The organism is Achromobacter spanius, assembly GCF_029637605.1.
Lineage (GTDB): Bacteria > Pseudomonadota > Gammaproteobacteria > Burkholderiales > Burkholderiaceae_B > Achromobacter > Achromobacter spanius_E.
The window spans coordinates 6,108,533-6,134,555 of sequence record NZ_CP121261.1 but is presented as its reverse complement, the minus strand read 5'-3'; the positions used below and the strand labels follow the sequence as shown (position 1 = coordinate 6,134,555).

Sequence of the window (26,023 nt, the reverse complement as noted above, 5' to 3'; positions counted from 1 at the left end):
CATCAGAGCGGCGACATCGGTGCAACGGCTTCGGGCGGCACGACGGGCGTGGTGCCGTTGACGGCGGCCTGGACGCGGTCCAGCTCGCGGCGCAAGCGCATGGCTTCGCGGCGGCGACGCATGGCGGCGGGCACGGTCAACAACAGGCCGAACAAGGCGCCGGCAACGAACACAACCAGCATCACGACGATCAGCGGCACATCTTGCACGACGTAGTCCGCATAGAACTTCACGGCAACCGGATCGGTGTTCTTCAAGGCGAACATCAATACGGCAATAAACACGAGCAATCGCAGGGCCCAGACGAGATAGCGCATGACGCATGCTCCAGAGATTCAAGACTGTCAATTGTAAGCGACGTCTTAACAGTCGAAGAAAAAAAACAAAGCCCCTTGATTTCTCAAGGGGCCTGTTCTCGGTCCGATCTGCCCGTAGGCAGCCTTACTAGCCGATTCGTCAGTGCATGGCGTGCAAGCTTGCCATTGACGTCATCGGTTCACCCGATCCTGAGGACTGGGCGTCCTCATCGTTGCCGCCGACCAGGTCAACCCGCTCGCGCAATTCCTTGCCTGCCTTGAAATGCGGCACCTGTTTACCAGGCACCAGCACTTGTTCGCCGGACTTCGGATTGCGGCCGATGCGGGGAGACCGCTGCGACAACGAAAAGCTGCCAAAACCGCGGATCTCGATGCGCTGACCCGAGGCCAGGGCCTGGGTCATTGCATCCAGCACGGTCTTGACGGCGTAATCGGTGTCGCGGGCGGCCAGCTGAGGATAGCGGGCCGCCAAGGCGGCGATCAGCTCCGACTTGGTCACGAATTAACCGTCGTTGCGCTGTTGGTCCAGCTTGGCCTTCAGCAGCGCGCCGAGGTTGGTGGTGCCGGACGAAGCGCTGGCGTCGGACATGCGCTGGATCGTATCGGCGGTTTCGGCGTTATCGCGGGCCTTGATCGACAGTTGGATCGAACGCGTCTTGCGGTCGATATTGACGATCATGGCTTCGATGTTTTCGCCGGCGTTCAGCACGGTGGTGGCATCTTCAACGCGGCCCGAGGAGATCTCGGAAGCGCGCAGGTAGCCTTCAACGTCCACGGACAGCGTAACCACAGCGCCCTTGGCTTCGACGGACTTGATGGTGCCCGGAACAACCGCGCCCTTGTCAAACGTGGCGACGAAGTTGTTGAAGGGGTCGCCTTCCAGCTGCTTGATGCCCAGCGAGATGCGTTCCTTGTCGGTATCGATGCCCAGAACCACGGCTTCGATCTCGTCGCCCTTCTTGAAGTTGCGCACGGCTTCTTCGCCCGTTTCCGTCCACGACAGGTCGGACAGGTGAACCAGGCCGTCGATGCCGCCAGGCAGGCCGACGAACACGCCGAAGTCGGTGATCGACTTGATGGCGCCGCGGACCTTGTCGCCGCGCTTGAAGTTCGTGGCGAACTCTTCCCACGGGTTCTGACGGCACTGCTTCATGCCCAGGGAGATACGACGACGGTCTTCGTCGATTTCCAGGACCATGACTTCGACTTCTTCGCCCAGGGTAACAACCTTGCGCGGGTCGACGTTCTTGTTGGTCCAGTCCATTTCGGAGACGTGAACCAGGCCTTCGATGCCGGCTTCGACTTCAACGAACGCGCCGTAGTCGGTCAGGTTCGTGACCTTACCGAACAGGCGGGTGCCTTGCGGGTAGCGGCGAGCCAGGCCCACCCACGGATCTTCGCCCAGTTGCTTGACGCCCAGCGAGACGCGGCTCTTTTCCTGGTCGAACTTGAGAACCTTGGCTTCGACTTCCTGACCCACTTGCAGGACTTCGGACGGGTGACGCACACGACGCCATGCCATGTCGGTGATGTGCAGCAGGCCGTCGATGCCGCCCAGGTCAACGAACGCGCCGTAGTCGGTGATGTTCTTGACCACGCCCTTGACCACAGCACCTTCGTGCAGGGTTTCGAGCAGCTTTTGACGCTCTTCGCCCATGCTGGCTTCCAGCACCTGGCGACGCGACAGCACAACGTTGTTGCGCTTGCGGTCGAGCTTGATGACCTTGAATTCGAGGGTCTTGCCTTCGTACGGGGTGGTGTCCTTGACCGGACGCAGGTCCACCAGCGAACCCGGCAGGAACGCGCGGATGCCGTTGGTCATGACGGTCAGGCCGCCCTTCACCTTGCCGGTGATGGTGCCGGTAACCAGTTCGCCGTTTTCCAGGGCCTTTTCCAGCTGCAGCCAGGCCGACAGGCGCTTGGCGCGGTCACGCGACAGGATGGTGTCGCCGTAGCCGTTTTCCAGGGAATCGATGGCCACCGAGACGAAATCGCCGGGTTGCACTTCGAGCTCGCCCTGGTCATTCAGGAACTCTTCCAGGGGGATCAGCGCTTCGGACTTCAGGCCGGCGTTGACGACGACGAAATTATGGTCGACGCGCACGACTTCGGCGCTGATGACCTCGCCGGACTTCATGTCCTGGCTCTTGAGGCTTTGTGCGAAAAGGTCGGCGAAACTTTCGCCGCCGGTGGCGGTAGTGGAAACGGAAGACATGGGGTTGAAATCCATTGGGCCGAAATGGCCGTTAAGAACACACCGCAGCGGATTGCCCGCCACAGTGGAGTCAAAATACCTGCCTGCCGGTTTGCCCTGCGGGGTGGCCCGTGGGGGTTGCGCCTGGCTAGGACAGGGCCTAATCAAGTAAAAAATCTTGGCCTGGATGTTTTGGCGTGGCTGCATTGGCTAAAACCTACCAATGCCAGAGCGGGTTTCAGCCCTCCGGGCTTAACAACCCACCCTTGCCTTGCTCTTGCTGCCAAAAATCCAGTATTGCCTGCACCGTTTCAGCAATCGTCAAATTAGACGAATCCAGTACGTGTGCGTCTGCTGCGGGAGCCAGCGGCGCCGTAGCGCGTTCGGTATCGCGGGCGTCTCGCTCGCGCATGTCTCGCAGAAGGTCGTCTAGATTAGCAGAAATTCCCTTTTCGATCAACTGCTTACGCCGCCTCTCCGCCCGGGCCACCACGTCGGCAACCAGGAACACCTTCAGGGACGCATCGGGAAAGACCACCGTGCCCATATCTCGGCCGTCCGCAACTAGCCCTGGGGGCAGTCGGAAGGCACGCTGGCGCTCTAGCAAAGCACGGCGCACGCCGGGGAACGCCGCCACGCGGGAAGCAAAATTACCCACCTCCTCGTGACGGATGTCATGCCCGACATCCACCCCCGCCAGATAGACGTGCGGGCCGTCGAACTGAACATCCAGGGTTTCCGCCACACGCGCCACGCCGGCTTCGTCGTCGGCAGGCACACCTTGCTTGAGCGCGGCCAAGGCGGTCAGGCGGTACAGCGCGCCACTATCCAGAACCGCCCAGCCCAGTGCCTTGGCGACGCGATGCGCCACCGTGCCCTTGCCGGACGCGGTGGGGCCATCGATGGTGATGACGGCGGCGGGGGAATCAGTCGATGAAATCAAAGTCATGTGGAAAGTGCGCTAGGCCGAGACCAGGCTTGCGTAAACATCAAAATAACCCGGGAACGTCTTGCTGACGCAGCCGGGATCCATGATCCGGACGGCCGCCGGCCCAAACGCCGCCAACGAAAAGCACATTGCCATGCGATGGTCATCCCAGGTGCCGATCTGCGCATCGCGCCAGGCATCCTGGGCGGGCGGAATGACACGTAGCCAATCCGGCCCCGACTCCACATGGGCGCCAAGCTTTTCAAGCTCGGTCTGCATGGCGTGAATGCGGTCGGTTTCCTTCACGCGCCAGCTACCAATGTTGCGCAGCAGGCACGGGCCATCAGCATATAGCGCCAGCGCGGCGGCGGTCATGGCCGCGTCCGGGATCAGATTGAAATCCGTGTCGAAGGCTTTCAAACGCGCACCGTCGGCCACAAGCACGCCGGAAACCTCGATCCAGTCGGGTCCGTACGCAACATTTGCACCCATTTGCGCCAGCGTATCGGCGAACGCCACGTCGCCCTGAATGCTGTCGGCGCCCACGCCCGTTACCCGCAATGGGCCGCCGCCGATCGCGCCAAGTGCCAAGAAGTAAGACGCAGTGGAGGCATCGCCTTCCACCGCGATCTGCCCTGGGCTGCGATAGCCTGCACCGCCGTCGACCACAAAGCGGGTCCAGCCGTCGCGCCGCACCTGCACGCCAAAGCGTGCCATCAGGTTCAGCGTGATCTCGATGTAGGGTTTGGAGATCAGCTCGCCGACCACTTCAATCGTTACCGGCTTACCGCTACGGCCTGCTTGCAAGGGCGCCGCCAGCAGCAAGGCGGTCAAGAACTGGCTCGACACCGAACCCTGCACGCGTGCCACCGCATCATCCGAGATCTGGCCCTGGCCAATGTGCAGCGGCGGATAACCCGGCTGACCCAGGTAATCAATACTGGCGCCCAAGGCATTCAAAGCGTCCGCCAGATCGCCGATGGGCCGTTCGTGCATGCGCGGCACGCCCGACAGGCGGTAGTCGCCACCCATGAGCGCCAGCGCGGCAGTCAGCGGACGTATCGCCGTGCCGGCGTTGCCCATGAAAAGGTCAGCGCTTTCCACCGGAAAGCGCCGCACGCCCTGCACGGTGACGCTGCCGGCATCCAAGTCGGACACCTGCACGCCCAATTGGCGCAAGGCGCCCAGCATGACGCGCGTATCGTCGGAATCCAGCAGCCCGGTAATGGTGGTGCTGCCCTCGGCAATCGCCGACAACAGCAGCACGCGATTGGAAATGCTCTTGGAACCCGGCAAGGCCAGCACGCCCCGCGCTTGCCGCACGCGCGGAAGGTCCAGATAAGGCAAAGCGCCCATTTCAGCTACTCCTTTTGCCAGTTACGGCGCGCTTGGGCCGCCGTATCCAACAATGCCAGCAACGCCGCGTCGTCGCCATCGGCAATGGCACGTTCGGCGCGATCCAACACGGCGCGCACGTCAGCAAGCTCGGCCAGCATCGCATCGCGATTGGATAGGAAGATATCGCGCCACATCTCCGGCGAACCTGCCGCGATGCGCGTGAAATCACGAAAACCGCTACCCGCGAGGTCAAGCCGGGTGCGGGCGTCAGCTGCCGTGGCCACCTGCTCCATGTACACCGACGCCAGCAAGTGCGGTAGATGGCTGACCGACGCCAGCACTCGGTCATGCGCGGCAGCATCCATATCGATCACGCTTGAACCGCAGGCCTGCCATGCCTGGCGCACCAGGCTGATGGACGCGGCGCTGTTTTCGGCAAGCGGCGTCAGGATGACCGTGCGGCCGGCGTAGAGCTTGGCATCAGCGGCCTCGGGGCCCGTGCGCTCGGCGCCGGCGATCGGGTGACCGGGCACGAAGCACCCGACCCGCTCGCCCAGGGCTTCACGCGCAGCGTCGACGACTTCGGCCTTGGTGCTGCCCGCGTCAGTCACTACCGTGGCCGCGCCCAGATGCGGCAGCATCCGTGACAACACGTTTTTCAAGCCACCAACCGGCGTGGACAGCAGGACAAGATCTGCCCGCGCCGCCGCGTCTTCCGCGCTGACGGCTTCGTCGATCAGGCCCAGTTCGACCGCCCGCTCCAGCGACGATGCGCTGCGCCCGACACCCAGAACCCGACCGACCTGACCCGCCCGACGCAATGCCGCGGCGAACGACCCGCCGATGAGGCCAACGCCCACCACGGCCAATACAGGAATCAGGGGGCCAGCGGCCCCCTGATCGGTAGAAGGTAACGCGTCGTTCATGTGGCCAGAATGTCGGTCAGGGCATCAATAAAGCGGGCGTTCTCTTCGGGTAGGCCGATCGACACGCGCAACCATTCCGGCAAACCGTCACCCGCAACGGGGCGCACGATCACGCCGCGCTTGAGCAATTCCAGATTGATGCGGGGCGCATCACCCACATGCACCAGCACAAAATTGCCATAGCTAGGCACGTAGCGAAGCGCAAGGCGGTCAAACGCGGCGCACAGTTGCGCCTTGCCCGACTTGTTCGAGGCATAGGCCTCTTCCAAATAGGCGGTATCGCCCAACGCGGCAATCGCGGCGGCTTGCGCCAGCGTGTTGACGTTGAAGGGCTGACGCACTCGGTTCAGCAAGTCGGTCAGCGGCGGCTGCGACACCGAGAAGCCCACGCGCAGCCCCGCCAGCCCGTAAGCCTTGGAGAACGTGCGCGAGATGATCAGGTTCGGGAAACGACGCGCCAGCGCGGTGCTGTCGAAGCGGTGTTCCGGATCCAGGTATTCGTTGTAGGCCTCGTCCAGCACGACGGTGACGCGATCGCCGTGGGCAGCATGCACACGCTCCAGGAACGCGGTGACCTTGTCGCCCGACACAAAGGTGCCGGTGGGATTGTTGGGGTTGGCAATGAAAAGCAGGCGCGTGTCGTCGGCAATGGCGTCGAACATCGCATCCAGATCATGGCCGTAATCTTTGGCCGGCACCACGATGTGACGCGCGCCACGCGCTTGCGTGGCCAGGCGGTAGACCGCGAACGAATGCTGCGCGTATACCGCCGACGAGCCCGGCTCCAGCAAGGCGAGCGCCGCGATTTCCAGGATGTCGTTCGAGCCGTTGCCCAGCGTGATCCAGTTCATCGGCACGCCGTAACGTTCGGCCAGTGCTGCCTTCAGATCAAAGCCATTGGGGTCCGGATAACGGGCCAGGGACTCGGCCGCGGCCAGCATGGCCGCGCGCGCCGACTTGGGCATGCCCAGCGGGTTTTCGTTGGAGGCCAGCTTGACGATGCCGGCCGGGTCCAGCCCGAATTCACGGGCCAGTTCTTCAATGGGCTTGCCCGCCTGATACGGCGCGATGGCGCTGACGTGCGCGGGGGCAACGAGGGGCTTGGATGCGGTGGTCATGGTGTGGACTCACGGTGCCGGGTAGGAACCCAGCACCTTCAGGTAGGCAACCTGCGCCTGCAACGTGGCAAGGGCGCGCTCAACATTCGGATCATTGCGGTGACCCAGAACGTCTACGTAGAAATAATATTCCCACTGGCCGGTGCGTGCGGGGCGCGACTCGAAGCGCGTCATCGACACGCCATTGGCCGCCAGCGGCGCCAACATTTCGTACACGGCGCCCGCGCGGTTCGGCACGGCCAGGATCAGGCTGGTCTTGTCCTTGCCGCTGACCAGCGGCTGGATGTTGCCGATGGCCAGGAAGCGGGTGCGATTGTGCGGATCGTCCTGGATGCCGGACGCAATCACCTCAAGATTCCAGGCGGGTGCGGCCACTTCGCCGGCGATTGCGGCAATGGTCGGGTCGCCCGCCGCGGCGCGCGCCGCTTCGGAATTGCTGGACGCCGCGACGCGGTCCACATCAGGATAGTTGCGCGTCAGCCAGCCCTGGCACTGAGCCAGCGCCTGCGGATGCGCCGAGATGGTCTTGATGCCGTCCATGCCGCCCGATTGCGACATCAGGCAATGGCGGATCACCAGCGAACGCTCGCCCAGAATCGTCAGCGGCGTGTTCAACAACAGATCCAGGCTGCGGTTGACCGCGCCTTCGGTGGAATTTTCCACCGGGACCATCCCCACATCCGCCTGGCCGGCCTCGACCGCGCGAAACACTTCGTCGAACGATACGCACGGTAGTTTCTGCACGGCATGGCCGAAATGCTCCAGCGCCGCCTGCTCGGAAAACGAGCCTTGCGGGCCAAGATAAGCAACAGTCATGCCGCGCTCCAACCCCCGGCAGGCCGAGATGATCTCGGTCCAGACCGACGCCACGCCCGCATTCGGGAAGGGGCCGGGGTTGATCTGCTGCAAACGGCGAATGACCTCGGCTTCGCGCTCGGGGCGCAGCACCGGGCCATCGGCCTGCGCGGCATGCTTGGCCTCGCCCACTTCCAGGGCGGCACTGGCGCGCTGCGACAAGAGTTCGAGGATTTGCGCATCCAACGCATCAATGCGTTCGCGCAAGGGGCGCAGCTTGCGCTGCAGATCGTCATCCATAGCGGCGCTCGAATTCCTTCAGGTACTCGACCAGCGCCGACACCCCGGCAAGGGGCACGGCGTTGTAAATGGACGCGCGCATGCCGCCCACGCTCTTGTGCCCTTTCAACTGGGTCAGACCCGCCGCATCGGCGCCTTGCAGAAAGGCGTCGTTCAGCGATTCGTCGCGCAGCACAAACGGCACGTTCATGCGCGAACGCACGGGCGCATGAATGGGATTGCGATAGAAATTACTGCTGTCCAGGTAGCCGTACAGCAAGTCGGCCTTGGCCTTGTTGGCGGCTTCCATGCCCGCCACGCCACCGTTGGCCTTGACCCACTTGAACACCAGGCCCGCGACATAGATCGCGAAAGTGGGGGGCGTGTTGTAACGCGAATGTTCGGCGGCCACGTTGGCGTAATCGAACGCCGACGGGCAGATCGGCAGGGCGTGGCCGATCAGGTCGCGGCGGGCGATGACCATGGTCACGCCTGCCGGGCCCGCGTTTTTCTGCGCGCCAGCATACATCATGCCGCAGCGCGTCACGTCCATCGGACGCGACAGGAAATGCGACGATGCATCGACCACCAGCGGCACGTCCGGCGCACCCAGCGCAGCGGTGTCGGGCCAGTCCATGAACTCGACGCCGCCTATGGTTTCGTTGCTGCACAGGTGCAGGTAGGCCGATTCCTTGCGCACGTTCCAGGTATCGACCGGCGGCACCCAGGTCAGCGGAGCCTGCTCGCGGCCATCCAGCTGGATGGCTTGTTCGCTACTTGCCGCCACATGGGTGCTGCCGTAGCGGCCAGCTTCCTTGTACGACCGCTTGGACCAATGGCCCGTCACGACGAAGTCCGCGGCCGGTGTGCCGCGGCGCCCCATGAGATTCATGGGAACGATGGCGTTTTCCCCGGAACCGCCGCCTTGCATGAACATGACCGCGTAATCGGCGGGCAAGCCCAGAAGATCGCGCAGGTCGGATTCCGCTTCGTCGCAGATTTGCACGAAGTGCTTGCCGCGATGAGACATTTCCATCACCGACATGCCACTGCCATGCCAATCCAGCATCTCAGCTGCTGCTTGCTGCAATACCACCTCGGGCAAGGCCGAGGGGCCTGCCGAGAAGTTCCAGGGGCGGGCCATTATTGCTCCGTAGGTTCCGTCGAATCCGTCGAGTCCGCTGCGCCGTTGCTGTCGTCGCCGCCTTCCGTCGCGCCGCCTTCGGCCTGGACGTCTTCGTCCAGTTCACCGTCGTCGTCCGCATCGCTTTCCACAACACGACGCACGCCAGACAGCGTGCTGCCGTCATCCACGTTGATCAGCGTGACGCCTTGGGTCGCGCGGCCCATTTCGCGGATTTCCGCGACGCGGGTACGCACCAGGACGCCACCGGTGGTGATCAGCATGATTTCGTCGGTCGGGTTGACCAGCACCGCGCCCACGACCTTGCCGTTACGCGAGGTGGTCTGGATGGCGATCATGCCCTTCGTGCCACGGCCATGGCGCGTGTATTCGCCGATGGGCGTGCGCTTGCCGTAACCGTTTTCGGTGGCGGTCAGCACGGTCTGCGTTTCGTCCCCGGCAACCAGCAATGCAATGACGGTCTGCGTTTCTTCCAGCATCATGCCGCGCACGCCACGGGCGTTTCGGCCCATGGGACGCACATCGTTTTCGTCAAAGCGCACCGCCTTGCCCGAATCCGAGAACAGCATGACATCGTGCTTGCCGTCGGTAAGGTCGGCGCCGATCAGGTAATCACCATCGTCAAGGTCGACGGCGATGATGCCGGCCTTGCGCGGGTTGGAGAAATCGGACAGCGGGGTCTTCTTGACCGTGCCGCGCGAGGTTGCCATGAAGACGTAGTGGTCTTCGCTGAATTCCTTGACCGGCAGCACCACGGTGATCTTCTCGCCGTCAGCCAGCGGGAACATGTTGACGATGGGCTTGCCGCGCGAGTTGCGCGTGCCCTGCGGCACTTCCCAGACCTTCAGCCAGTACACGCGGCCGCGGTTCGAGAAGCACAGCAGGTAGTCGTGCGTATTGGCGATGAACAACTGGTCGATCCAGTCGTTTTCCTTCATCGCCGTGGCCTGCTTGCCGCGACCACCGCGCTTTTGCGAGCGGTATTCGGACAACGGCTGGCTCTTGATGTAGCCACCGTGCGACAGGGTCACGACCATGTCGGTCGGCGTGATCAGGTCTTCAGTGTCGAGTTCGGTCGCGTTCAGTTCGATTTCCGCGCGGCGCGAGTCCTTGGTGTTCGTCGAGAACTCTGCCTTGATGGCTTGGAGCTCGTCACTGATGATGGTCGTGATGCGCTCGGGGCGGGCCAGGATGTCGAGCAGGTCGGCGATGGTGGACATGATGTCCTTGTATTCGCCGACGATCTTGTCCTGCTCAAGCCCGGTCAGGCGTTGCAGGCGCATGTTCAGGATTTCCTGAGCCTGCGTATCGCTCAAGCGGTACATGCCGTCGCCCTGCAGGCCGAACTCGGTACCCAGGTCGTCCGGACGGAAAGCCGCGCGGCCTCCCGGCGTGTCGCCGTCGGCGCGCGAAAGCATCTCGCGCACCAGCGACGAATCCCAAGACTTCGCCATCAATTCCTGGCGCGCGACGGGAGGCGTCGGAGCGGCCTTGATGATGGTGATGAAATCGTCGATGTTCGCCAGCGCAACCGCCAGGCCTTCCAGCACGTGGCCGCGTTCGCGGGCCTTGCGCAGTTGGAACACCGTGCGGCGCGTGACCACTTCGCGGCGATGCTGCAGGAAGTAATCGATCATCTGCTTCAGGTTGAGCAGGCGGGGCTGGCCATCGACCAACGCCACCAGGTTCATCCCGAAGGTGTCTTGCAACTGCGTGTTCTTGTACAGGTTGTTGAGCACAACCTCGGGCACCTCGCCGCGCTTGAGCTCGATGACCAGGCGCATGCCGTCCTTGTCGGACTCGTCGCGAATATCGGAGATACCTTCGATCTTCTTATCGTTGACGAGCTCGGCAATGCGTTCCTGCAGCGTCTTCTTATTGACCTGGTAGGGGATCGCGTCGATGACGATGGCTTGGCGGTTGCCCTTTTCCATGTCTTCGAAGTGCGTCTTGGCGCGCATGATGACGCGACCGCGCCCCGTGCGATAGCCTTCGCGCACGCCGGACATGCCATAGATGATGCCGCCCGTGGGGAAGTCCGGCGCCGGGATGATCTCGATGAGTTCATCGACCGTGCAGGCCGGATTGCGCAGGCAGTACAGGCAGCCGTCGACGACTTCCTGGAGGTTGTGCGGCGGAATGTTGGTGGCCATGCCCACGGCAATACCCGAGCTGCCGTTGACCAGCAGGTTGGGCAGGCGCGACGGCAACAGCAGCGGTTCTTGTTCGCTGCCGTCGTAGTTGGGGCCGAAGTCCACCGTTTCCTGGTCGATGTCGGCCAGCAACTCGTGGGCGATCTTCGCCAGGCGGATTTCGGTGTAACGCATCGCCGCGGCATTGTCGCCGTCGATGGAGCCGAAGTTGCCCTGGCCGTCCACAAGCATGTAGCGCATGGAGAAATCCTGCGCCATGCGGACGATGGTGTCATAAACCGACTGGTCACCGTGGGGGTGGTACTTACCGATAACGTCCCCGACGATACGCGCTGACTTCTTGTAAGCGCGGTTCCAGTCGTTGTTCAGCTCATGCATCGCGTAGAGCACGCGCCGGTGGACGGGTTTGAGCCCGTCCCGCACATCCGGTAGCGCCCGCCCAACGATCACGCTCATCGCGTAATCGAGGTAACTGCGGCGCATCTCTTCTTCCAGCGAAACCGGAAGCGTCTCCTTGGCAAAGGAATCCATATATATAACGACAGAATCGTGTAAGGAGGAACCCGGGCCGGGTAAACAGGAAATTCTATCATTCGATTCCGTTCCCGTTTGACGGGGTTGCCGCAGGAACCCGCCAGGCGCTCGACTGGCCCATCGATCAGGCCGCCTGTTTGGCCGCCCAATGGTGCCCTTCGGCCCTGTTGTCAAAAACCAACATGGAAAACCGAACGAGCGCCGAAAACGTCGTATCCAGCATTAATGCGGCTCTCCAGGGAAGCCAAAGGCCCCCAAATGCCTTAAGATTGTTTCCAGCACGCAGGAAACCCAGTAGCTAATACTTTGAACCAGCTCTTGGCGTTGCTATACTGGCCCCGTTTTCCTGATATGCGGCGGGGGTTCGCTGCGAGTCACTTATCCAGCTTCAAGCTCAACGAGGAGAAACATGAACAAACCCTCCAAATTCGCTCTGGCGCTCGCCTTCGCCGCCGTCACGGCCTCTGGTGTAGCTTCCGCGCAAACCGTGGACAACTGGCGCAACCCGTTCGGTGACGTTTGGAAAAACGGTACGAACGAACTGTGCTGGCGCGATGCTTTCTGGACCCCTGCCACCGGTATCCCCGGTTGCGACGGTGTCCCGGTTGCACAACAGAAGGCGAAGCCGGCCCCGATGGCGGCAAAGGTCGTGTTCAACGCTGACACGTTCTTCGACTTCGACAAGTCGACCCTGAAGCCCGAAGGTCGTCAGCTGCTGGATCAAGTCGCCCAGCAAGCTCGCGGTATCGAGCTGGAAACCATCATTGCTGTTGGCCACACCGACTCGATCGGTACTGAAGCCTACAACCAGAAGCTGTCCGAGCGCCGCGCCGCTTCGGTCAAGACCTACCTGGTCAGCAAGGGTATCGACCCCAACCGTATCTACACGGAAGGCAAGGGCGAGTCGAACCCGATCGCTTCCAACAAGACGAAAGAGGGCCGTGCCCAAAACCGTCGCGTTGAAATCGAAATCGTGGGTAGCCGCAAGTAATTGCCGGACTAGCTACAATAAGGGGGCCTCGCATAGCGAGGCCCTTTTTTCGTCCGCCGCGCACCACTCTGGTGCGCCGGCGCGCGGCCTGCCCGCCGGCGCACGGCGGGCCCCCTCTATATATATAGCGTCGCCTTTCGCTGGACCTTCCCATGACCACGCAAATTCACGACTCCGACCGCCCTGCCGTCAATGCTGATCAGGCTGAACTCGACAAGTTCAGCGCCTTGGCCAGCCGTTGGTGGGATCCCGAAAGCGAGTTCAAGCCGCTGCACGCCATCAATCCGCTGCGGTTGGAATGGATTCAGGAATGCGCGGGCAGCCTTGTTGGCAAAAAAGTGCTGGATGTGGGCTGCGGCGGCGGCATCCTTTCCGAAGCGATGGCGCGTGGCGGCGCGGAAGTGACCGGCATCGACCTGGCGGACAAATCGCTCAAGGTGGCGCGCCTGCATGGCCTGGAGTCGGGCGTGAAGGTGGAATACCGAAAAGTGCCCGTGGAAGAGCTGGCGGCCGAGCAACCCGGCCAATACGACGTGGTCACTTGCATGGAAATGCTGGAACACGTGCCCGACCCGGCGTCCATCGTGCGCGCCTGCTCCACGCTGGTGAAGCCGGGCGGCTGGGTGTTCTTTTCGACACTGAACCGCAACGCCAAGGCCTTCCTGTTTGCCATCATCGGCGCGGAATACGTCCTGCGGCTGCTGCCGCGCGGCACCCACAGCTATGACCAGTTCATCAAGCCCAGCGAACTGTCCGCCGCGGCGCGCGCCGCCAGCCTGGAACCCGTGAGCATGCGCGGCATGGAATACAACCCGATTACCCAGATTTACTCGCTGTCATCCGACACCTCGGTCAACTACCTGATGGCTACCCGCAAATGAGCGCCCTGATTCTGTTTGATTTCGACGGCACCCTGGCCGACACCGCCCCCGATCTGGCCGCCGCCGCCAATCAGCAGCGCATCCGCCGCGGCCTGGAACCCATGCCTTTCGAAGCCCTGCGCCCGGTGGCGTCGCAAGGCGCGCGCGGCCTGCTTCGGGTGGCCCTGGATTTGGCGCCGGGCGACCCGGACTATGAGCCAACGCGCTTGCAGTTCCTGGAAGACTACGCAGCCAATTCCACCGTGCACAGCAAACTGTTCCCCGGCATCGAGGAATTGCTGGCGGATATCCGCAACCGAGGCATGTCGTGGGGCATCGTCACCAATAAGGTCACTTATCTGACGCTGCCCATCGTTGAATTCCTGGACCTGACCCGCGACAGCGCCGTGCTTGTCTGCGGTGACACCACCGCCCATGCCAAGCCGCATCCGCTGCCGTTGCAGCATGCCGCGCGCGAAGCCGGTTTTTCCACCGATCGTTGCGTTTACGTGGGCGACGACCTGCGCGACATTCAGGCTGCACATGCCGCCGGCATGCCCGCCGTCGCGGCGGCCTACGGCTACGTGGGCGAAGACGACAACATCATCAGTTGGGAAGCGGAAACCTGCGCCAATACGCCCGAGGAACTGTGGGCGGCCATCCAACCGTTGCTGCCCATCGACCTGCGCTAAGGTGCCGGGCTTGGCGGACCGCAACGGTCCGCCGGCCGTCTTGCAATTCGTCGCGCTAATTCGTTGTGCCGATGCCTCGTGCCAATGCCTCGTGCCAATGCCTCGTGCCGATGCCTGGCGCCAATGAGTGACGCCTCGTAGTTGCGCCAGGTAGTTGCCTTTATTAGTTGCACTCGACGAACAATCTTTCCGGAATTGCACGCTTTATCCGGATTTCCAAGTCCCTTAAAGTGTGACCCATGCAAGGCAGTCGGGTGCTACCCGATTGCTGGTCCGGCAGACGCCGACGCTGCGGAGCCTGCCTCCGCAACCCCTCCCCTCCACGCCGACGGTTAAACACCCTCGTGCACCGTGCGCGGCCAACGCTTGCGCGCATCGACGACCTTTTCGCTGACAACGCCCCCGCGCGACGCCATTCGGCATCGCGCCAATGGAATGCCTATGCTTTTGCCCATCCTGCTACTTTCTGCCGCCGGTTTTACGATTCTGACCACTGAATTCCTTATCGTCGGCTTGTTGCCCGCCTTGGCTCGCGACCTGCAGGTCACCGTGTCCCAGGCTGGCCTGCTCGTTTCGCTGTTCGCCTTCACGGTGGCGGCAACCGGCCCCTTGCTGACCGCCTTGATGGCCAATGTCGAACGCAAGCGCCTGTTCATCGGCGTGCTGGTGTTGTTCGGCGTTTCAAACACGGTTGCCGCCATGGCGCCGAACATCTGGGTCATGGCGGTGGCCCGCTTTGTGCCCGCGTTGGCCTTGCCCGTGTTCTGGTCACTGGCCAGCGCTACCGCCGTCGAATTGGTAGGACCCGCGCGTGCTGGCCGGGCGATTTCAATGGTCGCTTTCGGCATCGTGGCGGCCACCGTGTTTGGCATCCCGATCGGGGTGTTGATCTCGGACGCATTTGGCTGGCGAGCGGCGTTCTGGGTGCTGTCGGCCGTTGCGTTCGCCAAGGCACTGCTGCTGTTGCTGGCCTTTCCCAGCACACGAATCCGCGCTGACAGCGTGAAATTGGTTACGCAACTGCGCATCCTGCGCAATCCCATCGTGCTGGGCCACGTGGTGCTGTCGCTGCTGGTGTTTACCGGCATGTTCACGGCCTACACCTATCTGGCGGACATGCTGGAGCGGTTGGCGGGTTTCGACGGGCAGATCGTCGGCTGGACGATGATGGCGTTCGGGGGGGTGGGCTTGATCGGCAACACGCTGGGCGGTCGCATGGTGGACCGTAGCCCCTTGGGTGCCACCGCGCTGTTTTCGTCGTTGATGGCGGCCGGGCTGGTGTTTGTGGCGCCGGTGATGCAATCGCATGGCCTGCTTGCCGTGGCGCTGGGCCTGTGGGGCATCGCGCAGGCGGCGCTATTCATTGTTTGCCACGTGCGCTTGATGAAGGCCGCCCCCGAGGCGCCCGCCTTTGCGGCGTCGCTGAATATATCGGGCGCCAACATCGGCATTGGCCTGGGCGCCGTGGTGGGCGGCCATGTCATTGACCAATACGGGTTGGCCTCGCTGGGTTGGGCCGCTGCCCTGATCGTGGCGGTTTCAGTCGCCCTGGCGCTGGCGCTGATGGTCGCGTCGCGCACGCAGCCGTCGACCAAAACCGCCTGCGCGAACGCCGCCTGAACCCCGCTTGTGTCCACCGCGCCACGCCTGGGCAACGGCCGGTGGACAGTACAGCAGGCTATGGCATTTACCAGTACAATAGAAAGTTCTTGGGGCCGATCCGGATTCGACGTGGGTCGCGAAACAACTCAGGGCATGCCGAGCACCAGTTCGCTCGTTAAACCACTGGAAACACTACAAACGCCAACGACGAGCGTTTCGCTCTCGCCGCTTAAGCGGTGAGCCGCTGCACTGATCTGTCCTTGGGTCAGGCGGAGGAAGGCAACTTCCTAGGGGGGGTAACCCTCGAACCGCAGCAGCGACATTCACAAGGAATCGGTCTGCGCTGGGGTCACACGGCTCAGATTTAAATTACGTGAATCGCTTTGGTCCGGCCTGTCGGTTGGCTAAGTCCAAAGTTAAAACTAAATAAATCGACTACGCATGTAGAACTGATTGCAGAGGGCTTGCGGACGGGGGTTCAATTCCCCCGGCTCCACCAAATTCCGCTTTATTGCACAGTGCTTAGCAAATGGCCAACTCTTCGGAGTTGGCCATTTTTTTGCCTGTTCACAACACATACGGGATACCGGAAGTAACAAATGGGGGTATATCCCCAAGGTTCACCGGGGTGGAAATAATCCGTCACATATTACGAATAATCTCAATACATAATCAACGCAAGAAAATGCCACCACGTCTGTGAGGTCATTCTTGTGATGAAAGTCCTATCCATCTTTGGGACCCGTCCCGAAGCGATCAAGATGGCGCCGCTTGTCACCGCCCTGTCCCAAGAGCCGGCGATTCAGAGCGTGGTGTGCGTGACCGGGCAACATCGCGAGATGCTGGATCAGGTGCTGACACTGTTTGGGCTGCACGCCCAGCATGATCTGGACATCATGGTGCCGAACCAGACCCTGAATGGCCTGTACTCGCGACTTATTGCCCGCGTGGACCATGTTCTGGAAGCCGAACAGCCCGACTGCGTACTGGTGCATGGCGATACCAGCACCGCTTCGGCTTGCGCATTGGCATCGTTTCACCGGCGCGTGCGGATCGGGCACGTCGAAGCCGGCTTGCGTACCGGCAATCTGGCGATGCCCTTCCCCGAAGAAATGAATCGGCGCGTGGTCGACGCGATCGGTGACTGGCTGTTCGCGCCCACCGCGCAATCGCGCGGCAATCTGTCGCGTGAAAATTTGGCCGGGCGGATCACCGTCACCGGCAATACCGTGATCGACGCATTGGCGATGACGTGCGCCAAGCTGGATCCCACGGGGCCGCTTGCACGGCAGTTGGAGGCCCGCTACGGCTGGCTGGATCCCACGCGGCGGCTGCTGCTGGTGACTGGCCATCGGCGCGAGAGCTTTGGTGGCGGGTTCAAGAATATCTGCGCCGCGCTGGCGGAACTGGCGCGCCGGGACGATTTGCAGATCGTCTACCCGGTCCATTTGAATCCGCAGGTGCGCAATCTGGTGATGACGGACCTGGCCGGGCTGTCGCATGTGCACCTGATTGATCCTCTGGATTACCTGGATTTCGTCTGGTTCATGCAGCGCGCCCACCTCATCCTTACCGATTCAGGTGGGGTGCAGGAAGAGGCGCCGTATCTGGGCAAGCCGGTTCTTGTCATGCGCGACGTGACCGAGCGCCCCGAAGCGGTTGAAGCCGGCACCGTGGCGCTGGTCGGCACGGACGCCCGGCGCATTGTGACCGACGTGAATCGCCTGCTGGACGACGCCGACCTGCATGCGTCGTTCTCAAGACGCATCAACCCTTACGGCGACGGCCGCGCCAGCCAGCGCATCGTGGATGCGCTATGCGGCCGCGCCGTCTCTGAATTTGATCCCTACGGGACCGCCATCACCCCATCCGCCTGATGCATCCCGCGACGCATTCCCGCCCCGGAGTCCGCATGCACCACCCCGCCCTGCACTTTCCTGTTGCCCGAACCCTACGCCGCGCGCTGATGGCCGCGGGACTACTGCTTCCCTTGGCCGCCCCAGCCAGCCCGGCCGGCGACGCGCTGCGACGCTTGCAGAACGACGACTGGGTAACGCGCAACATCACGCTGCAAGACCTGGGCATTTCCGAGCCGGTTGTCCTGACCAACAGCGATGCGCACCACGAGTTCTTTTTGCCCGTGCCTCGCGGCGTGCCCATCTTGGACGCCACCCTGGGTTTCGATGCCAAATACACCAAGGGTGAACCGGGCCGGACCAACATGGTGCTGTGGCTGGACGGCATACCGCAAACCGCTCAACGGATTGCAGACGGCGATGGGTCGGTGACGCGCAATCTGACGATCGAGCAGCGCAACCGCCAGACCGGCTTCCTGCGTCTGGGTGTGGACTGGCAGTCGGAGATCGCGCTGCGCCACTGCGAAAGCAACCGCGCCACCGCCAACGCGCTGACCATTTCGCCGCAAACCCGGTTGAGCTACCGCTACGACGCCTCGGCCCTCAAGAATCTGGATGACGCCTGGGGCACCCTGCCCGGCAAGCCCGTGCTGATGGTGGCAAGCGCCAAGCTCGACCAGCAGGCCTTCGATAGCGCCTGGCGTCTTGGCGTGGCGCTGGAACGCACGGGCAAGCGCGTCGCGGTCCGGGCGTTCCCGTCGGTGGGCGACGAGGTTGACACGCGCGGCCTGCAAATGCCGGCGGGCCTGGAACGGGTGGCTGCCTTTGCCGCGATAGCAGGCAAGGAAAAGCACAAGCTTGCCAGCCCGGCGGAACTTGGCGCCTTGCTGGTGCTGGGCGCCCCCGCCGTCAGCGCTGACGTGGCGATTATGGATGCCGCATTTCGCGCCCGCTACAACGAAGCGCTGGATGCGTTGCAGGCGCAACTGGCCTCCGACAGCGACGCGGCCGACGCTTTCAAGACGTGGCGCCAGGCGCGCATGCCGCTGGCCGGCGCCGACCTGCCCGCCAAGGACATCCGGTTGCTGCCGCTGGGCCGGCAAGCCGTGATCGCGGTGGCCGCCGATGCGGGCGCGCAAGCCGCCGGTGCCTTCGACAGCGCATGGCGCCGCATCCTGGTAACCCGCCAGGTCAACGTCAAGGCCGCCACGCCGCCGCTAAGCGCTGATGGGGCATTGCGCCTGACGTCGTTGGGCGGATCCGCCGACAGCTTCGATGTCGTATCGCGCGGCGACTGGACCACCACGTTCCCGCTGGCGGCCGTCTCGTCAGGCGGCCTCATGCCCGACGAGCTGGTGATGGATCTGGCCGCCGCGCCCGGCGCCTCGTCCACACGACCGGTGGCCTCCGTCTTCTGGAATGGCATCCTGCTGACGGCCAAGCAGATGGACGCGGACGGCAAGCCCGAACGCCTCAGGGCGCGCGTACCCGGCTACGCGCTGGGCGTCAACAATGCGGTGCGCGTCACGTTCCAGCGGCAGCCGGTCTCGGTGGACTGCAATGAGATCCCGCAGGGCTACCCCGTCAACGTCCTGCCGACCAGCTATGTGAAGCCGGGCAAGGCGCAACCGGACGGTAGTTTTGTCGGGCTGCTGCCCTTGATGGCGGGCAACCCGCAACTGATCATTCCCGACAGCTATCTGGCCGACGCACCCGACAACATCAAGCGCGTGATCGGCATTGCCTCGGCCAGCGGCGTATCGCCGACGCGCGCGGAACTGTCGGTGGCGCCCGCGGGCCAGGCGGTCCAGCCCGGTCGCCCCTTCCTGGCGATGGAAGTGGCGGTGGATGGCGCCGAACCCATGGTCAAGGTCACGGACCGCAAGCAGTTGACGGTAGCCGGCAAGACCGCGACGTGGCTCGACATCTCGGGGCTGGACAACCTGAGCACGGCGGAAGTGGTGCGCGGCAATGGCCAGGACGGGTTGCTGTGGCACACGCTGGGCCAGCACCCCGGCATGCTGGACGCCCCCTTCGTGCTGAACCGCGGCAACGTCGCCGTCATCGGCGCCACGGGGCCGATCGCCTGGATAGACAGTGCCAACCCCGATGCCAGCCATCCACCGGGCGCGGGCGAAAGCGCGTTCTTCGAATGGCGCCGCTACGTCTCCTGGAGCGTGCCGGCCATCAGCATCGCGCTGCTGGTCCTGATCCTGGTCCTGATCCTAGCCCGGCGCGTGAATCGCAGGAAGACCAGGGACACCAAGTAAGCCAGCCAGGTCTTCCCCATGTCTTCCCTTTACTGGCCCTACTTCATCGCGGACTATTACCGCGGGCTGGAAGTGGTGACCGCCATCGTCGGCGTCATCATCCTGCTATCCAGCCTGGATGATCTGTTCATCGACGCCTGGTTCTGGGTGCGAGAGCTGCGGCGTTCGCTGACGGTCAAGCGCCGCTACACGGCCTTGTCCGCCGAGGAATTGCGCGCCAAAGCGGAACAGCCGCTGGCGATCATGGTGCCCGCCTGGCTGGAGTACGACGTGATCTCGTCGATGCTTGAAACCATGGTGTCGACGCTGGAATACAAGAACTACATGATCTTCGCCGGCACCTACCAGAACGACCAACGCACGATCGACGAGGTAGAGCGCATGCGACGCCGATACCGCCAACTGATCCGCGTGGAAGTGCCGCATGACGGGCCGACCTGCAAGGCGGACTGCCTGAACTGGATCGTGCAGGCGATCTTTGCACAGAACGCGAAGCAGCCCGAGCCGTTTGCGGGCGTCATCCTGCACGACAGCGAAGACGTGCTGCACCCGCTCGAGCTGAAGTACTACAACTATCTGCTGCCGCGCATCGACTTCATCCAACTGCCTGTCACGTCGCTGGAACGTCACTGGCACGAGCTGGTTGCCGGCACCTACATGGACGAGTTCGCCGAGTGGCACACCAAGGACCTGGTGGTGCGCGAAAGCCTTTCGAAGATGGTGCCGTCGGCGGGCGTGGGCACCTGCTTTTCGCGCCGCGCGCTGGAAGAACTGGCGGCGGAGACCAACAACCAACCTTTCAATACCGACACACTGACCGAAGATTACGACATCGGCGCGCGGCTGGCGCAACGCGGCATGAAGCAGATTTTCGGGAAGTTCCAGGTGGAATACGTGACGCGCCGGCGTGCCTGGTTCGGCCTGGGGCGGGAAAAGGTGTCCACCATCCGCATGCCGCTGGGTGTGCGCGAATACTTTCCCAACACCTTTCGCACCGCCTATCGGCAAAAGGCGCGCTGGACGCTGGGCATCGGCCTGCAAGGCTGGCAGCAAGTGGGTTGGACGGGGTCGCTGGCCAACCGGTATCTGCTGTTCCGGGACCGCAAGGGCCTGGTCACGTCATTCATCGCGATTCTTGCTTACGTGCTCCTGGCCAATTTCTTCCTGTTTTTCCTGGCGGATAAATTTGGTTGGTGGACGGTGTATTACCCATCGTACTTCCGGCCCGGCGGCTGGCTGGTGACGCTGATGTGGATCAACGCCGTCGCCCTGCTATTGCGCGTGGTGCAGCGCGCGTACTTCGTGGGCCACATGTATGGGTGGGAACACGCGGTGCTGTCCATACCCCGCATGATCGTGGGCAACTTCATCAACGCCATGGCGGCGGCGCGTGCCTGGCGCCTGTTCATCATGCATCTGATCACCGGCAAGCGCCTGGCTTGGGACAAGACCATGCACGACTTCCCCAGCACCGACCAGTTGTCGCAACAACGCCAGCGGCTGGGCGAGCTGCTGTTGTCGTGGCAGGCCATCGACCAGGACACGCTGGCGCGCGCGCTTGAGATCCAGGCGCGCGAAAAAAAGCCCTTGGGCCAGATCCTGACCGAACAAGGCTGGCTGGACGAGGGCACGCTGAACGAAGCCATCGACTTCCAACAAACGGGCCAGGTGGCGCCGCAGCCACACGCCAACGACAAACCCGCGACGACATGACCCCGCTGACCCGCTCGCTCATCCTGTCCGCCGCGCTGGCCTGCGTGTGGACAGCCCCGTCCGCCACGGCACAGACGGCAGCGAAGACCGAGGCCCCGCTGGAAGGCGCGGCGTACCGCTTCGCCGAAGAGGCCTACAAGAATTTCGACGCAGGCAAGTACGAGCTGGCCGCGCAGCAGGCAGAGTCGGCCATCGTGTTGCGACCCGACGTGGAACGGCTGCACCTGCTGCTGATCTACGCGCTGCAAAAGCAGGGAAAGATGAAAGAGGCTGAACAGGCCGCCACCAACGCCGTCAAGGAAGGGGTGGATACGCCCGCATTGCGGCAGGCCCGCGCCAACCTGCGCCCCGCGCCCAGCCCGGCCGTCACGCCGGTGACACCGACCGCCACAATCACCACACCCGCCACCACATCCACCACAACACCCCCCACCACCGCCACATCCACCGCAAAACCCACTGCGACACCGACCCCGCCCGCCTCCCGACCCGCCTCTGCCTACAGCCGCGCTTACCCCATCGCCACCCGCGCCTACGCCGACTACAAGCGCGGCGACTACGCCGCTGCCGCGCGTGGCGCCGAACAGGCCTTTCGCATGGATCCCAAGCAAGGCGCCTGGGCCATGCTGTGGCTGGACGCGCTGGAAGCCCAGAACCAGTACGCACAGGCCGAAGCCGCCGCCGACAAGGCGATTGCGCTGGGCGCCCCCAACAAGAAAGAGCTGGCCACCCGTCGCCAGACGATGAATACGCGCATGGCCGCCAAGCAGGCTGACGCGGCGTACCAGGCGCTAAGCGCCAACCGCCCGGACGACGCCGTGCCGCTGGCGCGCCAAGCCGTGGCCCTGGCGCCCGACACCGCCAGCCACCGCTTGCTGTTGATCAACGCCCTGATGCTGGACGACCAATTGGCCGCTGCCGAAGCGGCCGCCACCGACGCCATCACACAAGACAACGGCAACGCCACGGCGCTTGTCATGCGCGGCTATCTGCGCCAACGCCAGGGCAAGACTACTTTGGCGAATGCGGACTTTGACGCCGCACTCAAGCAAGGTTTGCAAGACGGTGCCCAACGCCGCAACATCCGCCTGCTTGCCGCCGACGCGGCGTTGGCGGCCGGCGAGAATGCGCGCGCGTTGGCCTTGCTGGAACCCTTGGGCCAACAGGACAACGCGGCCGATGCACGGATAAAACGCGCGCGCTCCCGCCCCGCCGTGCCCGCCACCTTGACGCTAGGCAACTACCCCGCGCCGGTGCAGGACTGCCGCGACACGCCTGCCGGCACTGTTTGCCAATTGCTGCCGTCCGACACCGCCGGCAATGGCGGCCCTGCCGCGCTGGCCTACGCCGCCTACGCGCGGGAAGAGTATGCCGAAGCCATCGCCCAGGCCCGCCAGGCAGTCGCGCAAGAACCCGAAAACCAGGAGTACCAACGCCTGTTGACGACCACGCTGGCGGCCGGCAAGGGTGCCGAATTGGTCGAGGCAGATCAACGCATGAGCAAAGCGCTGGAGGCCCAGCCTGACGACCCCACGCTGCTGATGCAGCGGGGCTATCTGTATCAACGCATGAGGCAGCCCGCGCTTGCGCTGCGGGATTTCGAGGCCGCGCGCGCCACCGGCAAAGCGCCACCCACCGTAATACTGGACGAAGGCTACGCGCGAGCCGGCGCGGGCGACAAGCGCGGTGCGGTCGACAACTTGAAGCAGGCTATCGATGAAGCCGATGCCGGCAAGCTGGCCCTGACGCCGCAACAGCGCTTTGACACCCGCAGCGGCATCGGCGAACTGTCGCGTGAATGGGGCGGCTACGTTTCCGCCGGCTATCGCGGCGCGCGGCCAGCATCGTCGGGCTTGGGCGGTGCGGCCATCACTGTGCCGGGCGACGCCATCTTCAGCACGGCCGAGATCTTCTGGCGTCCCGCGGATTTCATGAACTCCGCTACGCAGACCTTCGAACTGTATGGGCGCGTTTCCAATACGCTTTATGACAACGGCGGCACCACCACGGGCCAGACCGTGGCCGACCCTTGCGGGGGCAGCATCGATGTCGCCGAAACCCGCAACAAAGGCATCGCCGGCTTTCCCACCACGATCGGATCCCTGGGCATGCGCTTCACGCCATCCACCGACGTGGGGCTGACGTTCGGCATCGAACGCCAGTTCAACCTGGGCACCGCCACCCGCCGCGGCACCTTTGCCCCCGCGCCCGCCGCCTTGCGCTGCGCCTTGAATCAGACCAACCAATCGCCGCACTACGAAACCACCGCCGACAACGGCGCCTGGCTGGCCTACGTCACCTACGGCCTGTACGAAGGCACGACGCTGCGCATCGACCGGCCCGACTGGTTCACCATGGAAGGCTATCTGCAGGCCGGCTATTCCTGGCAGGACATGCCCGCGAAATTCTGGTTGCGCGACAACGTCACGGGCGAAGACAGCGAAAAGGTCTCTGGCCGCATGAAGCGCGACCAGGCGTTCGGCGCTGGTGAATTGCGCGTGGGCCGCAGCTATCGCATGGACGCCATCAGCGACCGGCTGGTGCTCTTTCCCTATGCGGTGGTGGGCGCGGACTGGCTGTGGAATAAAAACCGAGCATCCGCCAATTTTCAGGGCGAGTCGTTCAGCGTCGACCAGTTAGGCAACGGCTCATCGTGGTCGCTGGGCGCCGGGCCTGGCGTCAACGTGCGTTACTGGTTCCGAGAAGACCACTACAACGCGCCACGGTCTTATCTGGACCTGACCACGCAGTACCGCTTCAACATCGGCGGAGGCTCAGCCGACCGGGCGCGCGGCCTGTTCATCAACCTGACCCTGTCGTACTGACATCCGTACTGACCGCGCGCGGGCGTTGCCGCCCTGCCCGGCAGGCCTCAAACGCGCGCCGCCAACCAGGCTTGCATCAGTGCCCGCGCCTCGGGCGTGTTGTCGATCACCCAAGGGTCTATCGCAAACGCCACCACCCGCTTGGCGCCGTAGCCGCGAGCCACCTCCCATTGCTGTTCGACGCGATCGAAATCCGCCGAGCGCGCCTTGAAGGTGGAGCTGTCCGTACTGCCCGAAGGCAGCTCTTCGAACAATTCCAGGATCAAGTCGAACGAGGCGCGCCGCGCCAGCAGCATGTCATGCAAGGGGGCAAGCGATTGGTAGTTGGCCAAGCCGGCCACGCCCACGCCGTCCTGGATCATCGGGTGGATGCGTACTCGGTCCAGGATGCCGCTCCACAGCTTCGCCAATGACCCCTCGCCAGGCAGGCGGGAATAGTAGGTCGATATGCAGGGCACACCCGGGCTGGTGGCCTGCGCCGTGCGTGAGTAGGCATCCAGCCAGGGCATCAACAGCGCCTGCCTTTCGGCGGATGCCCAGTTGTATTGCTCCAGCTCGTAAGGCACATACCAACCGCGAAAGGCTCTGCGCTTGGGCCAGGATGCGGCCTGCATGTACGCCACGCCGCGAGCCCGCGTCTGGTCCAGATAGGCAGTCAGCGCCGCTTGATCCGACTTGGCCAGCACGTCCCACCAGCGCTGGTCATAGGGCAGGCCCACATGCACGCCCAGGCCTTGGTGCTCGGCCTCGTCAAAGATCATGCGCAGGACGGCGTCGGACGCCATCCAATCGTCCGGCCGGCCACCTTGCAGGCCCACCCATTGCAGGAAGATCTCGCGACATCCCAAACGGCGATAGGCCGACAAGCGCACACGCCAGTCATCGGGGCTCAGGTCCAGGTGGCTGCGCCACAATTGCAGGAAGGTGGCGTTCAAGGACAGGGGCGGCGCGCAGGCGACCAAGGGCGCCAACGCGCCAAGCGCCAGCGCCTGAAGCAGGCGCCGGCGCGAGGAGGATGGAAGCAGACGGTACGTCAGGGGAAAGCCCCGTGCCGCCCTTAGCCGCGGTTGCCGAACATGCCGGACAGCGACGCCAGCAGATCGGTCGGGTTGAACTGTTGGCCAGGTTGCACTTCGCCTTCCGGCGTGGCCTTGTCCACCAATTGCGGCAGCAGCGAAGACAGCGAAGCCAGCACCGAATCGGTGTCCTGCCCGGTCTTGGCGGACAGCTCGTTGACGACGCCGGGGTCCAGCACGGAACCCAACTGGTCGGCGCTGACGGGCAAGTTCTGGCCCGGGCCTACCCAAGACGCCACAACTTCGCTCAAGCCGCCTTTCTGAAAGCTGGCGATCAGGCCACTAAGGCCACCCGGGTATTTGTTCAATTGCTCGATCAGCGCCGGCAGCAGCGACGCCGAGCCTCCTTGCTGACCGCCGCCGGCCATCGAGGCCAAGGTATCCAACAGGCTCATCGCCGTGCTCCTGAAAA

The 26,023-nt window shown here is 63.6% G+C and carries 20 protein-coding genes and 1 other RNA gene; 9 read left to right on the top strand and 12 right to left on the bottom strand.

Annotated elements, in window-relative coordinates; translation table 11 throughout:
• Positions 1–2 precede the first annotated feature (2 nt).
• From P8T11_RS27435 to gyrA, 10 genes are all read right to left on the bottom strand, one after another.
• Entirely contained in the window at positions 3–317 is a 315-nt protein-coding gene (locus P8T11_RS27435; RefSeq protein WP_006225143.1) for a LapA family protein, read from the bottom strand.
• Between the two features lie 139 nt (positions 318–456).
• The gene (locus P8T11_RS27430) at positions 457–816 is read right to left on the bottom strand and encodes an integration host factor subunit beta (protein WP_046802728.1); all 360 of its coding nucleotides are present in this window, start codon (positions 814–816) and stop codon (positions 457–459) included.
• A gap of 3 nt (positions 817–819) precedes the next feature.
• Positions 820–2,532 (bottom strand): 30S ribosomal protein S1, encoded by a 1,713-nt coding sequence (rpsA, locus tag P8T11_RS27425; protein ID WP_006225145.1) that lies wholly within the window; start codon positions 2,530–2,532, stop codon positions 820–822.
• A 217-nt stretch (positions 2,533–2,749) separates the two neighbouring features.
• A complete protein-coding gene (cmk, locus tag P8T11_RS27420) occupies positions 2,750–3,460 on the bottom strand; it encodes a (d)CMP kinase (protein WP_268079149.1) in 711 nt (236 codons plus the stop codon).
• Positions 3,461–3,472: 12 nt separating this feature from the next.
• Positions 3,473–4,795 carry a 3-phosphoshikimate 1-carboxyvinyltransferase gene (gene aroA, locus P8T11_RS27415; protein WP_268079150.1) on the bottom strand — a complete coding sequence of 441 codons (1,323 nt, stop codon included), beginning with the start codon at positions 4,793–4,795 and terminating at the stop codon, positions 3,473–3,475.
• 5 nt (positions 4,796–4,800) lie between these two features.
• Positions 4,801–5,703 carry a prephenate dehydrogenase gene (locus P8T11_RS27410; protein ID WP_268079151.1) on the bottom strand — a complete coding sequence of 301 codons (903 nt, stop codon included), beginning with the start codon at positions 5,701–5,703 and terminating at the stop codon, positions 4,801–4,803.
• On the bottom strand, positions 5,700–6,821 hold the full coding sequence (gene hisC, locus P8T11_RS27405) for a histidinol-phosphate transaminase (RefSeq protein ID WP_268079152.1): 1,122 nt from the start codon (positions 6,819–6,821) through the stop codon (positions 5,700–5,702). The genes P8T11_RS27410 and hisC overlap by 4 nt, the downstream gene beginning before the upstream one ends.
• Positions 6,822–6,830: 9 nt before the next feature.
• Entirely contained in the window at positions 6,831–7,916 is a 1,086-nt protein-coding gene (gene pheA, locus P8T11_RS27400) for a prephenate dehydratase (protein ID WP_268079153.1), read from the bottom strand.
• On the bottom strand, positions 7,909–9,039 hold the full coding sequence (gene serC / locus P8T11_RS27395) for a 3-phosphoserine/phosphohydroxythreonine transaminase (RefSeq protein ID WP_268079154.1): 1,131 nt from the start codon (positions 9,037–9,039) through the stop codon (positions 7,909–7,911). Before serC ends, pheA begins: the two co-directional genes overlap by 8 nt.
• Entirely contained in the window at positions 9,039–11,723 is a 2,685-nt protein-coding gene (gene gyrA, locus P8T11_RS27390; RefSeq protein ID WP_268079155.1) for a DNA gyrase subunit A, read from the bottom strand. Before gyrA ends, serC begins: the two co-directional genes overlap by 1 nt.
• Before the next feature lie 412 nt (positions 11,724–12,135).
• Here gyrA and ompA point away from each other — a divergent pair, with 412 nt between their 5' ends.
• From ompA to P8T11_RS27345, 9 genes are all read left to right on the top strand, one after another.
• Positions 12,136–12,717: an outer membrane protein OmpA gene (ompA, locus tag P8T11_RS27385; RefSeq protein WP_268079156.1), complete on the top strand. Its 582-nt coding sequence runs from the start codon at positions 12,136–12,138 to the stop codon at positions 12,715–12,717.
• A 152-nt stretch (positions 12,718–12,869) separates the two neighbouring features.
• Positions 12,870–13,598: a bifunctional 2-polyprenyl-6-hydroxyphenol methylase/3-demethylubiquinol 3-O-methyltransferase UbiG gene (ubiG, locus tag P8T11_RS27380; protein ID WP_268079157.1), complete on the top strand. Its 729-nt coding sequence runs from the start codon at positions 12,870–12,872 to the stop codon at positions 13,596–13,598.
• Positions 13,595–14,269, top strand: coding sequence for an HAD-IA family hydrolase (locus P8T11_RS27375; RefSeq protein ID WP_268079158.1), 675 nt, complete (start codon positions 13,595–13,597; stop codon positions 14,267–14,269). The genes ubiG and P8T11_RS27375 overlap by 4 nt, the downstream gene beginning before the upstream one ends.
• A gap of 441 nt (positions 14,270–14,710) precedes the next feature.
• On the top strand, positions 14,711–15,889 hold the full coding sequence (locus P8T11_RS27370) for an MFS transporter (protein WP_268079159.1): 1,179 nt from the start codon (positions 14,711–14,713) through the stop codon (positions 15,887–15,889).
• Positions 15,890–15,980: 91 nt separating this feature from the next.
• Positions 15,981–16,370, top strand: a transfer-messenger RNA (tmRNA) gene (gene ssrA, locus P8T11_RS27365).
• A 217-nt stretch (positions 16,371–16,587) separates the two neighbouring features.
• A complete protein-coding gene (gene wecB, locus P8T11_RS27360; protein ID WP_277549600.1) occupies positions 16,588–17,748 on the top strand; it encodes a non-hydrolyzing UDP-N-acetylglucosamine 2-epimerase in 1,161 nt (386 codons plus the stop codon).
• Between the two features lie 35 nt (positions 17,749–17,783).
• Entirely contained in the window at positions 17,784–19,997 is a 2,214-nt protein-coding gene (locus P8T11_RS27355) for a cellulose biosynthesis cyclic di-GMP-binding regulatory protein BcsB (RefSeq protein WP_268079161.1), read from the top strand.
• Between the two features lie 18 nt (positions 19,998–20,015).
• Entirely contained in the window at positions 20,016–21,710 is a 1,695-nt protein-coding gene (locus P8T11_RS27350) for a glycosyl transferase family protein (RefSeq protein WP_268079162.1), read from the top strand.
• Complete coding sequence (locus P8T11_RS27345; protein ID WP_268079163.1) at positions 21,707–24,535, top strand: NfrA family protein; 2,829 nt, start codon at positions 21,707–21,709, stop codon at positions 24,533–24,535. Before P8T11_RS27350 ends, P8T11_RS27345 begins: the two co-directional genes overlap by 4 nt.
• Positions 24,536–24,582: 47 nt before the next feature.
• Here P8T11_RS27345 and P8T11_RS27340 read toward each other — a convergent pair whose 3' ends face one another.
• Both P8T11_RS27340 and P8T11_RS27335 read right to left on the bottom strand, forming a co-directional pair.
• The gene (locus tag P8T11_RS27340; RefSeq protein ID WP_268079164.1) at positions 24,583–25,506 is read right to left on the bottom strand and encodes a DUF4434 domain-containing protein; all 924 of its coding nucleotides are present in this window, start codon (positions 25,504–25,506) and stop codon (positions 24,583–24,585) included.
• Between the two features lie 86 nt (positions 25,507–25,592).
• A complete protein-coding gene (locus P8T11_RS27335) occupies positions 25,593–26,006 on the bottom strand; it encodes a YidB family protein (RefSeq protein ID WP_050447845.1) in 414 nt (137 codons plus the stop codon).
• Positions 26,007–26,023: the final 17 nt, after the last annotated feature.

Excerpts from the sequence above, each read along its gene's own strand:
- P8T11_RS27355 (WP_268079161.1), top strand. The coding sequence starts at position 17,784 with ATGCACCACCCCGCCCTGCACTTTCCTGTTGCCCGAACCCTACGCCGC.
- ubiG (WP_268079157.1), top strand. The coding sequence starts at position 12,870 with ATGACCACGCAAATTCACGACTCCGACCGCCCTGCCGTCAATGCTGAT.
- aroA (WP_268079150.1), bottom strand. The coding sequence starts at position 4,795 with ATGGGCGCTTTGCCTTATCTGGACCTTCCGCGCGTGCGGCAAGCGCGG.
- gyrA (WP_268079155.1), bottom strand. The coding sequence starts at position 11,723 with ATGGATTCCTTTGCCAAGGAGACGCTTCCGGTTTCGCTGGAAGAAGAG.
- P8T11_RS27335 (WP_050447845.1), bottom strand. The coding sequence starts at position 26,006 with ATGAGCCTGTTGGATACCTTGGCCTCGATGGCCGGCGGCGGTCAGCAA.
- hisC (WP_268079152.1), bottom strand. The coding sequence starts at position 6,821 with ATGACCACCGCATCCAAGCCCCTCGTTGCCCCCGCGCACGTCAGCGCC.
- pheA (WP_268079153.1), bottom strand. The coding sequence starts at position 7,916 with ATGGATGACGATCTGCAGCGCAAGCTGCGCCCCTTGCGCGAACGCATT.
- P8T11_RS27370 (WP_268079159.1), top strand. The coding sequence starts at position 14,711 with ATGCTTTTGCCCATCCTGCTACTTTCTGCCGCCGGTTTTACGATTCTG.
- serC (WP_268079154.1), bottom strand. The coding sequence starts at position 9,039 with ATGGCCCGCCCCTGGAACTTCTCGGCAGGCCCCTCGGCCTTGCCCGAG.
- wecB (WP_277549600.1), top strand. The coding sequence starts at position 16,588 with ATGAAAGTCCTATCCATCTTTGGGACCCGTCCCGAAGCGATCAAGATG.
- P8T11_RS27375 (WP_268079158.1), top strand. The coding sequence starts at position 13,595 with ATGAGCGCCCTGATTCTGTTTGATTTCGACGGCACCCTGGCCGACACC.
- cmk (WP_268079149.1), bottom strand. The coding sequence starts at position 3,460 with ATGACTTTGATTTCATCGACTGATTCCCCCGCCGCCGTCATCACCATC.
- P8T11_RS27435 (WP_006225143.1), bottom strand. The coding sequence starts at position 317 with ATGCGCTATCTCGTCTGGGCCCTGCGATTGCTCGTGTTTATTGCCGTA.
- P8T11_RS27350 (WP_268079162.1), top strand. The coding sequence starts at position 20,016 with ATGTCTTCCCTTTACTGGCCCTACTTCATCGCGGACTATTACCGCGGG.
- rpsA (WP_006225145.1), bottom strand. The coding sequence starts at position 2,532 with ATGTCTTCCGTTTCCACTACCGCCACCGGCGGCGAAAGTTTCGCCGAC.
- ompA (WP_268079156.1), top strand. The coding sequence starts at position 12,136 with ATGAACAAACCCTCCAAATTCGCTCTGGCGCTCGCCTTCGCCGCCGTC.
- P8T11_RS27410 (WP_268079151.1), bottom strand. The coding sequence starts at position 5,703 with ATGAACGACGCGTTACCTTCTACCGATCAGGGGGCCGCTGGCCCCCTG.
- P8T11_RS27345 (WP_268079163.1), top strand. The coding sequence starts at position 21,707 with ATGACCCCGCTGACCCGCTCGCTCATCCTGTCCGCCGCGCTGGCCTGC.